This is a genomic window from Rothia sp. HMSC062F03, from assembly GCF_001836905.1.
GTDB classification, from domain to species: domain Bacteria; phylum Actinomycetota; class Actinomycetes; order Actinomycetales; family Micrococcaceae; genus Rothia; species Rothia mucilaginosa_A.
This window is the reverse complement of sequence record NZ_KV830861.1, coordinates 218,409-234,975: the sequence shown is the minus strand read 5'-3', so window position 1 is coordinate 234,975 and position 16,567 is coordinate 218,409. Positions and strand designations below refer to the sequence as shown.

At 59.1% G+C, this 16,567-nt stretch carries 7 protein-coding genes; all 7 read right to left on the bottom strand.

Annotated features, from left to right (window positions below):
• Positions 1-360: 360 nt before the first annotated feature.
• The 7 genes from HMPREF2674_RS00970 to narI all read right to left on the bottom strand — a co-directional run bounded on the left by HMPREF2674_RS00970 (position 361) and on the right by narI (position 16,563).
• Positions 361-4,272 (bottom strand): DNA-directed RNA polymerase subunit beta', encoded by a 3,912-nt coding sequence (locus HMPREF2674_RS00970; RefSeq protein ID WP_070824580.1) that lies wholly within the window; start codon positions 4,270-4,272, stop codon positions 361-363.
• A 110-nt stretch (positions 4,273-4,382) separates the two neighbouring features.
• The gene (gene rpoB, locus HMPREF2674_RS00965; protein WP_049331898.1) at positions 4,383-7,889 is read right to left on the bottom strand and encodes a DNA-directed RNA polymerase subunit beta; all 3,507 of its coding nucleotides are present in this window, start codon (positions 7,887-7,889) and stop codon (positions 4,383-4,385) included.
• A 349-nt stretch (positions 7,890-8,238) separates the two neighbouring features.
• Positions 8,239-9,735: an L-serine ammonia-lyase gene (locus HMPREF2674_RS00960; protein ID WP_053088799.1), complete on the bottom strand. Its 1,497-nt coding sequence runs from the start codon at positions 9,733-9,735 to the stop codon at positions 8,239-8,241.
• A gap of 312 nt (positions 9,736-10,047) precedes the next feature.
• A complete protein-coding gene (gene gcvT / locus HMPREF2674_RS00955; protein WP_070824579.1) occupies positions 10,048-11,166 on the bottom strand; it encodes a glycine cleavage system aminomethyltransferase GcvT in 1,119 nt (372 codons plus the stop codon).
• Between the two features lie 162 nt (positions 11,167-11,328).
• Positions 11,329-14,169: an aminomethyl-transferring glycine dehydrogenase gene (gcvP, locus tag HMPREF2674_RS00950; protein ID WP_070824578.1), complete on the bottom strand. Its 2,841-nt coding sequence runs from the start codon at positions 14,167-14,169 to the stop codon at positions 11,329-11,331.
• 306 nt (positions 14,170-14,475) lie between these two features.
• Positions 14,476-15,699 (bottom strand): MFS transporter, encoded by a 1,224-nt coding sequence (locus HMPREF2674_RS00945; protein WP_070824577.1) that lies wholly within the window; start codon positions 15,697-15,699, stop codon positions 14,476-14,478.
• A gap of 30 nt (positions 15,700-15,729) precedes the next feature.
• The gene (gene narI / locus HMPREF2674_RS00940) at positions 15,730-16,563 is read right to left on the bottom strand and encodes a respiratory nitrate reductase subunit gamma (RefSeq protein ID WP_070680182.1); all 834 of its coding nucleotides are present in this window, start codon (positions 16,561-16,563) and stop codon (positions 15,730-15,732) included.
• Positions 16,564-16,567 lie beyond the last annotated feature (4 nt).

The following is a 16,567-nucleotide window of genomic DNA, read 5'->3' as shown; positions in this document are numbered from 1 at the left end:
ATGGTTTATAAAGGGGTGTTTACTCTAGTAAACCCAGTAAACCTAACCGCTCTCCCCCACTGCAAAAATTTGCAATCGAGAGAATTTTTCTCTCTGTGTAAATTCTGTTTCTACTGAGATTCTCCCAAAATATTTTGGAGAAACAACGAACGCAACGCGCACCCATATCAAATCTTAAAGACAGGATTCACAAAAGCCTCAACCACTGCCACAACCATCGTGATTAGAAAAGCCTGGGTTCCTTCTCTCTCATACCCCACCCACACGCGAATATGCAAAAGCGCGGATACCCGAGAGAAATCTCGAGTATCCGCGCTTTTATGAATGCTTAGGCTTCAGACCTAGCGAGCAGCAGGAAGCTTAGAGCTCCAGGCCACGGCCGTACTCGTCCAGCGAAACGGCGCGGAAACCGCCGTTGTTACCGTAGGAGTACACCTCGCTGTCGATCTGGAAAGCGCTCGGGTAACCGCCGCCGAAGGTGTCCAGAGACTGCAGACGCTCAGCGGTAGCCTGAGCGCTCGGCTCAACCTCAATATCGTTGTAACGTGCCAGACCGGTACCGGCAGGAACCAGCTTACCGATGATCACGTTCTCCTTCAGGCCGAGCAGCGGGTCGGTCTTAGCCTCCATAGCTGCCTGAGTCAGGACGCGGGTGGTCTCCTGGAAGGAGGCCGCCGACAGCCAGGACTCGGTAGCCAGCGAAGCCTTGGTAATACCCATCATTTCCGGACGGCCAGCTGCGGGCTTCTTACCCTCAACCAGTGCCTTGCGGTTAGCAGTCTGGAAAGCAATGTTATCAACCAGCTCACCAGGCAGCAGATCGGTATCACCGGACTCAATCACGGTCACGCGACGGAGCATCTGGCGAACAATAACCTCAACGTGCTTGTCGTGGATTTCCACACCCTGCGACTTGTACACGCCCTGAACCTCGCTCACCAGGTGCTTCTGAGCCTCACGAGGACCACGAATACGCAGAACCTCCTTCGGATCAACAGAACCGGTAGCCAGCTGATCGCCAACCTGAACGTGGTCGCCATTCTGCAGCTTAGAAGCCGCACGACGCAGAACGGTGTAGGCCTGAGGCTCAGAACCATCGTCCGGGGTCACCACAATCTTGTAGGACTTCTCAGTGTCCTCAATGGTCACGCGACCGGACACCTCAGAAATCGGGGCGACACCCTTGGGGGTACGGGCCTCGAACAGCTCCTGAATACGGGGCAGACCCTGGGTAATATCGTCTGCCGATGCCACACCACCGGTGTGGAAGGTACGCATGGTCAGCTGGGTACCGGGCTCACCAATCGACTGAGCCGCAATAATACCAACAGCCTCACCAATGTCGACCAGAACGTTCGAAGCCATCGAACGGCCGTAGCACAGTGCGCACACGCCGATAGCCGACTCACAGGTCAGAACCGAGCGGACACGCAGCTCCTTCACACCAGCCTTGAACAGCTTCTCGATGAGCTCATCGGAAACGTCAGCGCCAGCCTCAGCCAAAACGTTGCCAGCCTCGTCCTTCACGTCCACCGCGAGGGTACGACCGTGAATCGAAGTCTCAACGTCCGGGTGCAGGTTGCCGTCGGCGTCAACCAGCGGGAGCATCAGACCGCGGCGAGTGCCACAGTCGTGCTCGCGAACGATAACGTCCTGCGAAACGTCCACCAGACGACGAGTCAGGTAACCCGAGTTAGCGGTACGCAGCGCGGTATCAGCCAGACCCTTACGTGCACCGTGGGTCGCGATGAAGTACTCCAGAACCGACAGGCCCTCACGGTACGAGGACTTAATCGGGCGAGGCATAATCTCACCCTTCGGGTTCGACACCAGACCACGGATACCCGCAATCTGACGGACCTGCATCCAGTTACCACGTGCACCGGAGGTCACCATACGGTAAATGGTGTTCAGACCACCGTGAGAGCTCAAGTTCTCACGCATAGCCTCTGCAACCACGTCGGTAGCCTCGGTCCAAACCTTAATCAGCTCCTGACGACGCTCTTCGTCATCGATGGTACCAATCTCGAAGTCGTCCTCAATTGCAGCAGCCTGCTTCTCGTAGCGCTCCATAATTGCCGGCTTCTCAGAGGGAGTAGCAATATCGGAAACAGCCACGGTCACGCCCGAACGGGATGCCCAGTAGAAACCCGCGTTCTTCAGGTTATCCAGGGCACGAGCCACAACATCCATCGGGTAACGCTCAGCCAGATCGTTAATCAGGCTACCCAGACCCTTCTTGTCTGCCACACCGGTGAACCAGGGGTAGTCCTTCGGCAGAGCCTGGTTGAACAGGACCTGGCCAACGGTGCAGTCCAGCAACACGGGGTCGCCGGGCTTGTAGCCCTCGGGAGCTTCCCAACCTTCGGGAGCAACGAACTGGTCGCCGTCCAGCAGGATCTTCACCTTGGTGTACAGCTCAATCTCGTGACGATCCATCGCCATCAGAGCCTCAGAAACCGATGAGAAAGCGTGGCCCTCGTTCTTCTGACCATCGCGAGGAGTGGTCAGGTGGTACAGACCGATGATCATATCCTGCGAAGGAACGGCCACGGGACGGCCATCCGACGGCTTCAGGATGTTGTTCGAGGACAGCATGAGGATACGAGCCTCAGCCTGGGCCTCGGGAGACAACGGCAGGTGAACTGCCATCTGATCACCATCGAAGTCAGCGTTGAACGCGGAGCAAACCAGCGGGTGCAGCTGGATAGCCTTACCCTCAACCAGCTTCGGCTCAAATGCCTGAATACCGAGGCGGTGCAGGGTAGGTGCACGGTTCAGCAGCACGGGGTGCTCGGCGATAACCTCTTCCAGAACGTCCCAAACCTGCGGGCGGAAACGCTCAACCATGCGCTTAGCGCTCTTAATGTTCTGAGCGTGGCTCAGCTCCACCAGACGCTTCATGACGAAGGGCTTGAAGAGCTCCAGCGCCATCTGCTTGGGCAGACCACACTGGTGCATCTGCAGCTGCGGACCAACCACAATCACGGAACGACCGGAGTAGTCCACGCGCTTACCCAGCAGGTTCTGACGGAAACGACCCTGCTTACCCTTGAGCATGTCCGACAGAGACTTCAGGGGACGGTTGCCGGGGCCGGTCACCGGACGGCCACGACGGCCGTTGTCGAAGAGCGAGTCCACAGCTTCCTGCAGCATACGCTTCTCGTTGTTCACGATGATCTCGGGAGCGCCCAGCTCCAGCAGACGCTTCAGACGGTTGTTACGGTTGATCACACGACGGTACAGGTCGTTCAGGTCGGAGGTCGCAAAGCGGCCACCGTCCAGCTGAACCATCGGGCGCAGCTCCGGCGGGATGACCGGAACAACGTCCAGAACCATACCCAGCGGGGAGTTGTTGGTGGTTAGGAAGGCGTTAACAACCTTCAGACGCTTCAGGGCACGGGTCTTCTTCTGGCCCTTACCGGTCTGAATGATCTCCTTGAGAGCCTCGGCCTCAGCTTCCAGGTCGAAAGACTCCAGACGCTTCTTGATAGCCTCGGCGCCCATGGCACCCTCAAAGTACATGCCGTACTTGTCCACCATGGAACGGTACAGAGCTTCGTTACCCTCGAGGTCAGCGACCTTCAGGGACTTGAAACGCTCCCACACGTTCTCCAGGTGAGCAACCTCGCGCTCGTAGCGCTTACGCACGGAGGCAAGCTGACGCTCAGCGTTATCGCGCAGCTTGCGCTTCTCAGCAGCCTTACCGCCCTCTGCCTCGATACGAGCCAGTTCGGACTCAACCTCACGGCTAATAGCGTTCACGTCAGCGTTCAGAGCAGCCTCAAGCTCCTGCTTCTCACGGTCGTGAGCAGCCTGCAGCATCGGCAGATCCTCGTGACGAGCATCCTCGTCAACGCTGGTAATCATGTACGCAGCGAAGTAAATGACCTTCTCCAGGTCCTTCGGAGCCAGATCCAGCAGGTAGCCCAGACGGGAAGGAACACCCTTGAAGTACCAAATGTGGGTCACGGGAGCGGCCAGCTCAATGTGGCCCATGCGCTCGCGACGCACCTTGGAACGGGTCACCTCAACGCCACAGCGCTCACACACAATGCCCTTGAAGCGCACGCGCTTGTACTTACCGCAGTAGCACTCCCAGTCCTTGGTGGGGCCGAAGATACGCTCGTCGAAGAGACCGTCCTTCTCGGGCTTCAGGGTACGGTAGTTGATGGTCTCGGGCTTCTTAACCTCACCAAAGGACCAACGACGGATGTCGTCGGCGGTGGCGAGGCCAATTCGCATCAAACCAAGCGAAGATTCGTTGGACATATCGGTCCTAATCTCTTTCTGTAAGTTTCTGAAGACTTGGGTTTGCGGGTGGGAACCCCACAACGCATGCGAGCGCATGCGGGGTTCTCCACCCTAGAAGGAGGCGGTGCTTATGCCTCGTCGACCGAGCTGGGCTCGTCGTGGGTCAGGCTCACGCCCATATCTTCTGCTGCCCGGAAGCCTTCTTCCTCCGAGTCGCTCATCTCGATAATCTTGCCGTCGGTGGAGAGCACCTCGACGTTCAGGCACAGAGACTGCATTTCCTTGATAAGAACCTTGAAGGATTCGGGGATACCCGGCTCAGGGATGTTCTCGCCCTTCACGATAGCCTCGTAAACCTTCACACGGCCCGCCACGTCATCGGACTTGACGGTCAGGATTTCCTGCAGGGTGTATGCGGCGCCGTATGCTTCCAGCGCCCACACTTCCATCTCACCGAAGCGCTGACCGCCGAACTGCGCCTTACCACCCAGGGGCTGCTGGGTAATCATCGAGTACGGACCGGTGGAACGAGCGTGAATCTTGTCATCCACCAGGTGGTGCAGCTTCAGGATGTACTGGTAACCAACCGAAATCGGATCCGGGAACGGCTCACCAGAACGGCCGTCAATCAGACGTGCCTTACCGGAACGGTTGATCAGACGGTCACCATCGCGGTTCGGGTTCGAGTGGTCCATAAGGTCGAACAGTTCGTCCTCGTGGGCACCGTCGAACACCGGGGTTGCCAGGCGGGTCGGGCCGGATTCCTTCGGGAAGTTCGGCATGTGCTTAAGCCACTCGGGCTCGCCCTCAATCTTCCAACCCTGCTTAGCCAGCCAACCGGTGTGAACTTCCAGAACCTGACCAATGTTCATACGACCGGGCACGCCCAGCGGGTTCAGGATGACGTCCACGGGGGTACCGTCTTCCAGGAAGGGCATATCCTCGATCGGCAGGATCTTGGAAATAACACCCTTGTTACCGTGGCGGCCTGCGAGCTTGTCGCCGTCGGTAATCTTACGCTTCTGAGCCACGTACACGCGGACCAGCTGGTTCACGCCCGGGGGCAGATCGTCCTCATCGTTGTTCTCGCGGTCGAAGATACGGATACCGATGACGGTACCGGACTCACCGTGAGGAACCTTCAGGGAGGTGTCGCGAACTTCGCGAGACTTCTCACCGAAGATTGCGCGCAGCAGGCGCTCCTCGGGGGTCAGCTCGGTCTCACCCTTGGGGGTAACCTTACCAACGAGGATGTCGCCAGCCTCAACCTCAGCACCGATGTGGATGATGCCGCGCTCGTCCAGAGCCGAGAGAACATCCTCGGACACGTTCGGAATATCGCGGGTAATCTCCTCGGGGCCCAGCTTGGTGTCGCGGGCGTCAATCTCGTGCTCCTCGATGTGAATCGAGGTCAGCACGTCCTCAGAAACCATGCGCTGGGAGAGGATGATCGCATCTTCGTAGTTCAGGCCTTCCCACGGCATGTATGCCACGAGCAGGTTCTTACCCAGTGCCAGCTCGCCACCGTCGGTGGAGGGGCCGTCAGCGATAACGTCGCGGTATTCGACGCGCTGGCCTTCCTTCACCACAACGCGCTGGTTGTAGCAGTTACCCGGGTTCGAGCGGGAGAACTTCATGATCGGGTAGGTGGAGACAGAGCCGTCGTCGTTACGGACGATAACGGTCTTAGCGTCCACGGAGGAAACCACACCGGGCTTCTTCGCGAGCACGGAGTCACCGGAGTCCAGTGCTGCGTACTTCTCCATACCGGTACCAACCACGGGAGCCTCAGACTCCAGCAGGGGCACAGCCTGACGCTGCATGTTAGCACCCATCAGTGCTCGGTTAGCGTCGTCGTGCTCCAGGTAAGGAATCAGGGCGGTAGCAACAGACACCATCTGGCGCGGGGAGACGTCCATGTACTGAACGGCGCCGGGAGCAACCAGAACAGCTTCGCCAGAACCATCGCCTGCACGGCAGAGAACCTCGTTCTCAGCGAAGGTGCGGTCCGGGTTCAGAGGCGCGTTTGCCTGCGCGATAACAACAGACTTCTCGTCGTCAGCGGTCAGGTAGCGGACCTCATCGGTCACGCGACCATCGGTCACCACGCGGTAGGGGGTCTCGATGAAACCGAAGGAGTTGATGCGACCGTAGGTTGCCAGCGAACCAATCAGACCAATGTTCGGGCCTTCAGGGGTTTCGATGGGGCACATGCGGCCGTAGTGCGAGGGGTGCACGTCTCGCACTTCCATGCCTGCGCGGTCTCGGGACAGACCACCAGGGCCCAGAGCGGACAGACGACGCTTGTGGGTCAGACCTGCCAGCGGGTTGTTCTGGTCCATGAACTGGGACAGCTGAGAGGTACCGAAGAACTCCTTGATAGCTGCCACGACGGGGCGGATGTTCACCAGGGACTGCGGGGTGATAGCCTCAACGTCCTGGGTGGTCATGCGCTCGCGGACCACACGCTCCATACGGGACAGACCGGTACGGATCTGGTTCTCAATCAGCTCGCCCACGGTGCGGATACGGCGGTTACCGAAGTGGTCGATATCGTCGATGTCGACCTTCAGGGAGATTTCCTTGCCGTCGCGTACGCCCGGGATGCTGGTCTCGCCAGCGTGCAGAGCGCAGAGGTAACGGATCATCTGGGCGATGTCGTCCTGGCTGAGCACGGAGGCCTCGGGGGAATCCAGGGGAACGTCCACGCCAAGCTTACGGTTCAGCTTGTAACGGCCGACCTTGGCCAGGTCGTAGCGGCGCGGGGTGAAGTACATGTTGTCCAGCAGAGCCTGGGCAGCCTCAACCGTCGGGGGCTCACCCGGGCGCAGCTTACGGTAGATGTCCAGCAGAGCCTCATCGCGGTCCTTGACGGAGTCCTTCTCGAGGGTTGCGCGGATGGAGTCGTACTGACCGAACTCAGCCAGAATCTTGGACTCGGTCCAGCCCAGGGCCTTGAGCAGAACGGTCACGGACTGCTTACGCTTGCGGTCCAGACGAACGCCCACCTGGTCGCGCTTGTCAATCTCAAGCTCGAACCATGCACCGCGGGAGGGAATCACGCGGGCCGAGTAGATGTCCTTATCGGAGGTGCGGTCCGGAGCCTTCTCGAAGTAGGCGCCGGGGGAACGCACCAGCTGGGAGACAACCACACGCTCGGTACCGTTAATCACGAAGGTACCGGCCTCGGTCATCAGGGGGAAGTCGCCCATGAACAGGGTCTGCTGCTTAACCTCGCCGGTAGCGAGGTTCATGAATTCAGCCTTGATATACAGCGGTGCCGAGTAGGTTGCGTCGCGGTCCTTGCACTCCTCGACGGAGTACTTGGGGTCGGCGAACTCGGGCTCGGAGAAGGAGAGCTGCATGGTCTCCTGGAAGTCGCGAATCGGGGAAATCTCTTCAAAGATCTCAGCCAGACCGGACTTTGCGGGAACAGAGGTGTCACCAGCAGCCTGCGCGGACTCCAGACGCTCCAGCCAACGCTCGTTACCTACGAGGCGGTCGAAGCTATCGGTCTGGATAGCAAGCAGGTTGGGAACCTTCAGCGGTTCGTTAATCTTCGCGAATGAAATTCGGCGCGAGACGTTCTCTGCGCCGTTAGCGGCGTCATGGTTAGAGGTGCTCGAAGCGACCAAAATGGGGATCCTTCCACAGACATGTCTGTTAGCAATCAGCCTCCCGGCGACTTTACCGGCGACATGACGACCTCGGCCCCCGCATAAACGGTGCTCGAAGCTACAGATGTCGGACGGAAAACGTCACCTTCAGCCCGTGCCCACCGCTATATGAAGGCACAAAGGTTAGGGAAAGCGTAAATACTAACGATACAGGAAGAAATCTATTTTGTCTACCACACCCAAAGAGCGAGTGCAAACCTGACACAGAAATGTATTTTCCACCCTGAAGAAGAACCATACACGAGTGGTCGCCGGCCGGTTCTCAAGGACTCATCCTCCTGAGAACCCGCCCGCTACCGCAAGGAACCTAGCACTCCACCACGTTAACGGCCAGGCCGCCCATCGAAGTTTCCTTGTAACGGTGCGACATATCCAGACCGGTCTGGCGCATCGTCTCAATCACCTGATCCAGCGACACACGGTGCATACCATCTCCGCGCAGGGCCATGCGCGCTGCAGTCACGGCGTTCGACGCGGCCATCGCATTACGCTCGATACACGGAATCTGCACCAGCCCACCCACGGGATCGCAGGTCAGGCCAAGGTTATGTTCCATTGCAATCTCGGCCGCGTTCTCCACCTGTTCGGGGGTTCCGCCCAGCACCTGAGCCAAGCCGGCAGCAGCCATCGAGCTGGCGCTGCCCACCTCGCCCTGACAACCAACCTCGGCGCCAGAAATCGAGGCGCGCTTCTTGTACAGCACACCCACGGCGGCCGAAGCCAGGAAGAAGTCCACGATTGCCTGCTCACGGGCGGCCTGGCCGCAATGGCGGATACCCGGGGTGTAGTTCATCGCGTAGTGCAGTACCGCCGGAATAATGCCGGATGCACCGTTCGTCGGGGCCGTCACCACACGGCCGCCAAAGGCGTTCTCCTCGTTTACAGCCAGAGCAATCAGGTTCACCCAGTCAATCGCAAACTCCGGAGACTTGCCGGGATCCTCCACCATCAGGTCACGGTGCCACGCACCCGCACGGCAACGCACCTTCAGCGGACCGGGCAGATACCCCACACGAGCCAGAGAGGAGCCGATGCACTCCTTCATGATGCGATAGATATGCAGGATGCCCGCGCGCACCTCCTGCTCCGTGCGTAGCGAACACTCATTCGCCATCTTCAGCTGTGCAATCGACAGGCCAGCCTCGTTCGCCATCTCGACGAGCTCGGCACCCGACCCAAAGGGGTAGGGCGGGTTCGTGAGCGAGGCACCGCCGGTAGCTTCCTCGTCTCCCTCAACGATAAAGCCACCACCAATCGAGTAGTAGGTACGCTCCAGCAGTAGCTCCTCCCCCGCAAACGCGGCAATCTTCATGCCGTTCGTATGGCGCGGAAGAACAGTCAGAGGGCGCAGAGTCATGTCAATCTCACGGTAGTGCACCACCGGGCCGTATACCTTGTTCTCCTCGCCGCCGGGAGCATTCACTCCGTATGAGGAGGAAGGATATCCGGCCAGAGGCAGGGTACCGTCAACACTATTGCGCTCAATCATCGCTTCCGCAGCGGCGATATCAATCGTCTCGGGAACGAAGCCGCACAGCCCCTTCAACGCGGCGCTCATCGTACCGTGACCGGCACCGGTTGCCGCCAACGAACCGTACAAATCGATATGTACGCCGGTCACGCGGTCCAGCAGACCTTCATCAATCAGCTCAGCCACGAAACGATTCGACGCACGCATGGGACCCACGGTGTGGGAACTGGAGGGACCAACACCAATACTGAACAGCTCAAAAACGCTGATGTCGTAGGGAAGGGCCTCCGCCTTTTTCTGGGCGCTGCTGGGGGTGCTCTGATTAATCGCCACGTTCTGTCTTTCGAAGTCATTGCGCCCTGCGGGGCGCAGTCGCGCGGAATACCGGTTACCGAAAACTATCCGGCTCGGTATTCCACCTAATTCATATGAGGTAGTGATAACGGACAGTCCTCCTTGACTAACCGCTCTAATCCTAACGCACTTCCGAGGATGCAGAAACTAAGGTGAGGGTACGCCTCGGTTCCTCCTCTCTCCCCCGGCTGCTTCGTCTCAGTTGCCGCCCCGACACGCGAAAGGCGCCGTGTCCTCTCGGAAACACGGCGCCATTCACCTCGCGGAGGTTACCTCACGCAGTATATTTCGTTACTTTTCGCGCTTGTAGAAGGGCAGAGCCACAACGTCGAAGGGTGCACGCTTACCGCGAATGTCCACGTCGACGGTGGAGCCAAGCTCCGAGAACTCGCGGTTCACCAGAGCCATAGCAATCGGGAAGCCCAGAGTCGGGGAAGGAATACCGGAGGTAACCTCACCAATCTCATTGCCCTCGGAGTCCACCAGCTTGGAGCCGGCACGAGCAGGACGCTTCGCCTGAGCCTTCAGACCCACCAGGATACGCTTAGACTCGGACTTTGCCAGCTCGGACAGTGCCTCGCGACCCACGAAGTCGGCGGCCTTCTTCTCCAGCGCAATCTCAACCAGGCGGCCCAGGCCGGACTCGAAGGGGGTGATGTCCAGACCCAGCTCGTGGCCGTACAGGGGCATACCGGCCTCAAGACGCAGGGAGTCGCGGGAAGCCAGACCCGCGGGGGTCAGGCCAAAGGGCTCACCGGCGGCAGCCAGCTTGTCCCACAGCTCAACTGCGTGCTCGTTCGGTACGAACAGCTCGAAGCCGTCCTCACCGGTGTAGCCGGTGCGGGCCAGCAGAACGTCAACGCCGGCGATGGTCAGCGGCACGGATGCGTAGTACTTCAGCTCGCGCACGGCATTCTCGTCAGAGGCACCGGCTGCCAGCAGAATCTCCTCCGCGCGAGGGCCCTGAACAGCAATCAGGGAGGTCTGATCCGACTCGTTGACGAACTCAACGTTGAAGTCGCCCAGGCGCTCGCTCATAGCAGCGTAATCGGTGTCAATGTTGGCCGCGTTGGGAACAACCATGAACTCTTCGTCGCCCAGGCGGTAGGTAATCAGATCGTCGATAACGCCACCCTTGTCATTGACCAGGATGGAGTACTTTGCCTTGCCAACCTTCAGGATGGACATGTTCGACACCAGAGCGTAGTCAAGGAATGCTGCGGCGTCCGGACCGGTCACACGGAACTCACCCATGTGAGAGAGGTCGAAGATACCCGCGCGGGTACGAACGGCTTCGTGCTCGGCAACGTCGTTCGAGTACTTCAGGGGCATATCCCAGCCACCGAAATCGGTGAAGGATGCGCCCAGCTTCTCGTGAACCGGGTACAGGGAGGTCTTCTTGGGGGACATTAGATTCTCCTCACGCACAGCTTTGTGCTGTTATTGCAATCATTGTGGTTATATCTCCCTCTCCGGCAGAGGACCAGGTAGGGAGCCTACCCCGCCCGTCTCGCGAGGAGACGGGCGGGGCGGGGTGAGCCCAGTGGCTACCCCTAGAGCGTCAAACGCTCCTTATGCTTCCAGGTCGAAAGCCTCCATCGGGGGGCATTCGCACACGAAGTTACGGTCACCGCCGGCACCGTCAATACGGCCCACCGGAGTGAAGTACTTGTTGACGCGCAGGCTCGGAACCGGGAAGGCAGCCTGGGTGCGGGTGTACGCACGATCCCACTCGTCTGCGCTGACCACATCAACGGTGTGCGGTGCGTTGCGCAGGACGGAGTCCTCAACGGCGACCTTACCCTCGGCGACCTCGATGATCTCGTCGTAGATGGTCTCCATCGCTTCGATGAAGCGGTCGAGCTCTTCCTTGGACTCGGACTCGGTCGGCTCAACCATCAGGGTGCCGGGAACCGGGAACGCCAGGGTCGGTGCGTGGAAGCCGTAGTCCATCAGACGCTTGCAGACGTCCTCTGCGGTCACGTGAGACTTATCGGTCAGGTGACGCAGGTCCAGAATGCATTCGTGAGCGACCAGACCGCCGGGGCCGGTGTACAGCACCGGGTACTTGTCGTTAAGCTTCTTCGCAATGTAGTTAGCGTTCAGAACCGCGTACTGCGAAGAGTCCTTCAGACCCTGAGCACCAGTCATCGCAATGTACATCCAGCTAATCGGCAGAACACCGGCAGAACCGAAGAACGCCTGCGAAATCGGCAGAGCAGCATCGTTGGGGAGCTTACCCTCAGAGTCAGCGCGGTATGCGTCACCGGGCAGGAACTTCGCCAGGTGCTCGCGAACAGCCAGCGGGCCAACACCGGGGCCGCCACCACCGTGAGGAATGGAGAAGGTCTTGTGCAGGTTCAGGTGCGAAACGTCGCCGCCGAACTTGCCGGGCTGAGCGAAGCCCATCTGAGCGTTCAAGTTCGCGCCATCCAGGTACACCTGGCCGCCAGCCTCGTGAACCAGCTGGCAAACCTCAGCAACCTGCTCCTCAAACACACCGTGAGTGGAAGGGTAGGTAATCATGATGCCGGCAACCTTGGGGCCGTACTTCTCAATCTTTGCCTTCAGGTCGTCAACATCAATCGAACCGTCAGCCGCAGTTGCCACACCGGCAACCTTCAGACCAGCCAGAGCTGCAGATGCAGCGTTGGTGCCGTGAGCAGACAGCGGAATCAGAACGGTATCGCGCTCGTGGTCACCGTTAGCCTCGTGGAAGGAACGGATAGCGCGCAGGCCAGCGTACTCACCGGTAGCGCCCGAGTTCGGCTGCAGGGACACTGCATCGTAACCGGTAATAGCAACCAGCCAATCGCTCAGGTCCTTAATCAGCTCGTGCCAGCCCTCTGCCTGGTCATCAGGAACCAGCGGGTGGATGTTGGCGAAACCGGGCCAGGAGATGGGTTCCATCTCAGCTGCGGCGTTCAGCTTCATGGTGCACGAGCCCAGCGGAATCATAGTGCGATCCAGGGCCAGGTCCTTGTCTGCCAGGTGACGCAGGTAGCGCATCATCTCGGTCTCGGAGCGGTACTTGTGGAAGACCGGGTGCTGCATATAGTCGTCGGTACGCAGCAGGTCGGAGGCCAGGTCGTACTTCGAATCTGCCTCACCGAGGGTGCCGCCCAGAGCGGAAACTAGGGCCTTCAGCACCTCGTCGTCGTGGGACTCGCCCACCGAAATACCTACGCGGTCCTCGTCGAAGCGACGGATGTTGATACCGGCGTCCAGGGCCTTTGCGACGAGCTCATCAGCGCGGCCGGGGGCTTCTACCACGATGGTGTCGAAGAAGGTTTCGTGAGCGATGCCGTAGCCTGCAGCCTCCAGAGCGGTTGCCATACGTGCAGCGTTCGTGTGCAGGCGGTTCGCGATAGCGCGCAGCCCCTCGGGACCGTGGTACATCGCGTAAGCACCCGCGACGATGGCCAGCAGAGCCTGAGCGGTACAGATGTTAGAGGTAGCCTTCTCGCGGCGGATGTGCTGCTCACGAGTCTGCAGGGCCAGGCGGTAGGCCGGCTTGCCGGTCGGGTCCTTCGAGACACCCACCAGACGGCCCGGCATGGTGCGCTCCATGCCCTTGTGAACGGCCATGTAGCCGGCGTGCGGGCCGCCGAAGAAGAAGGGCAGGCCAAAGCGCTGGGTGTTACCAACTGCGATATCTGCGCCCAGTTCACCGGGAGACTTCAGCAGGGTCAGAGCCAACAGGTCGGCGTCCACCGTCACCAGGGCGTTACGTTCCTTAGCAGCCTTGATGAGCGGTTCGATATCACGGATTTCGCCGTCCTGGGCGGGGTAAGCCAGGATAATGCCGTACAGGTCGCCCTCGGGCAGGCCCTCGGAGAAATCGGTGATGACAAAGGGAATACCGAGCATCTCCGCACGGCCGCGGGTCACCGAAATAACCTGGGGCAGGCATCGAGAGTCAATAGCGAAGAAGCCGTTCTTCACCTTGCGGTTCGCACGGTGCATCATAACTGCGGCCTCAGCGACAGCGGAAGCCTCATCCAGCAGCGAGGAGTTAGCAATCTCCAGGCCGGTCAGCTCCATCACGGTGTTCTGGAAGTTCAGCAGAGCTTCCAGGCGACCCTGAGAAATCTCAGCCTGGTAGGGAGTGTAGGAAGTGTAGAAACCGGGGTTCTCCAGAATATTGCGGCGCAGAACAGCGGGGGTCACAGCGTCGTAGTAACCGGCGCCAATCATCTGTGCCAGGACCTTATTCTTAGCGGCGTAGCCGGCAATCTTCGAAAGAGCTTCATGCTCCGACAGAGGGGCGGGAAGCTGCAGCTCGCCGTCGAGGCGAATCTGCGAGGGGACGACAGCGTCCATCAGCGCATCCAGGGAAGAATATCCCAGGGTTTCGAGCATCTGCTCTGCGTCTGCGGAACGGGGGCCGAGATGACGATCAATAAAGGACATAGGGATTCTCCTATTGGTCGGCGCAAACCGTAGAGGGGTCACGTCGCGCTATTGCGACGAGTCGAACGCTTTAAGTGTCCCACATCTCCGCACATTTTTCTCACCATTATCACGATTCGACATGCTCGGAGACGATAACTCTTCTCCTAACCCTCATATTGACGACTCGAAGGATTCTCTCGCCCCTGATACCGAACAGAGCAAGGCCCCGGTTCATTCTCCGTTACCGGAAGAACGAACCGGGGCCCCTATGAAAACAAGCTCAGATATACCTCTTACGAGGAATATCTAAATATCTTCAATGGATTACTTCTTAGCGTGATCCGGCTTGCCACCGTGCGGCACGAGGAATGCCGACAGGAAGGCGAGGAACGCGGTCACGGCCAGCAGCATCAGACCGATGAAGTAGTTGTTGTGCTCCTGGTTGTAGGTTGCACCCATCACCAGCGGCGGGAAGAAACCACCCAGAGCGCCAGCAGCAGCAATCACACCGGACACCGCACCAACGTTCTTCGGGTCAGCAGCGCGACCCACCCAGCCAAAGACCGAGCCGTGGCCCAGACCCAGCAGAGCAGCCATCAGGATGAAGACAGCACCGTACACGTGCTCAGCATTAGGCTGGAATGCGGTAATAACTGCCAGAATCACCACACCGCCCAGGGAGATGAGGGAGATAATCTTCGGACCGAACTTATCAGCCAGAACACCACCGAAGGGACGAGCCACCACAGCGGCAGCGGCAAAGCCAGCCGCACGCAGACCAGCGTCAGTAGCGTCGAAGTGGTAGATGTTGCTCAGGTAAGTGGGCAGGTAGTTCGAGAATGCCACGAACGCACCGAACACAACTGCGTAGAGGAAGCAGAGCTGCCAAGTGGTCTTCACCTTGAATGCGCGAATAATCTTCGGCATCAGCGGGGTGACCTCACGGCCGATGGTTGCCGGGGAGTCCTTCAGGAACACGAAAGCAATCACGGCGGTTACTGCACAAATCACAGCAATCAGGATGTGAGTCGGGAAGTAACCGATACCCTGCACCAGGCGGGGGGTAGCAAATGCGGAAACCGCGGTACCCACCATACCCGCACCGAACACACCGGTTGCGAAGCCCTTCTTCGAAGCGTCATACCATGCCGAGCTGAAGGGAATACCCACAGCGAACACGGTACCCGCAATACCCAGGAAGAAGGAGACAATCAGCAGCATGGGTAGCGAGTTCATCTGACCAGCCACGCCCACCAGCAGAACCAGCGGTGCGCTGACAGCCAGAACAATGGTGAACATAATACGACCACCGTAACGGTCGGTCAGACCGCCGACGGGAATACGGCCGATAGCGCCGATGAAGATCGGCATAGCCACCAGAACACTGGTCATACCAGCGTCCAGGTGCATCTGCTTGGCGTACAGCTTGGCCAGCGGACCAACAATAGTCCAGGCCCAGAAGCCGATGGTCGAGATGAACGTTGCCAGCAGAACGTTAAAAAGCTGACCCTTCTTTAGGTCGTAGCTCGGTGCAGCAGGGGTGCTCATATTTCCTCTTTTGCAATATGGATATGTGTATTAGCGGTCGGCACGCTCACGCGGGAGAGTACCAATCGGGTCCCAGCCTCGACGTGCACCCACACGCTGACCGCCACGGGTGCGGTACACGGTGTAGGGGCGGAAGACGTAGTGCAGCGGCACGGTCAGTGCGTGCACCAGGCGGGTGAAGGGCCAAATAATGAACAGGACCATAGCCACAATGATGTGAATCTTGAAAGCTACAGGGATGTTCACCATCAGAGCCACCTCGGGGTGGAAGTAGAACAGCGAACGGAACCACACGGCAATGGTTTCACGGTAGTTGAAGTGAACTTCGTGGCCATTGACCGGGGGCAGACCGCCCGACGGGTTCACTGCCGAAATCAGGGTAGCCGCGGTACCGGCAAGAATCACCAGAACCAGGACGATGTACATGAAAACGTCATTGCGGGTGGTAGCCGCACGAACCTCAGAGTTCGTTGCACGGCGACCCAGCAAGATAAACATACCAACGATGGTGGCAACAGCCGCTACAGAACCTGCAACCAGCGCCACAATGTGGTAAGTCTCATCCGAAACGACGAGGTCAGTCAGGAACTTGGGGACCACCAGGCCACCAACGTGGCCCATAAAGACGGCGGCCAGGCCGTAGTGGAACAGCGGCGAACCGATGCGAAGCCACTTGCCTTCGTAAATCTGCGACGAACGGGTCGTCCAGCCATACTGGTCGGTACGGTAACGCCAAATGGTGCCGCCAATCAGAACGACCAGTGCAACATAGGGCAGAACGCCCCACAGCAGGATGTCTACGACGCCCGGGTCGGCTACAGCGTGTGCAGCGTGTTCTGCGCTCTCAGAAGCAAGTACGTACACGTGT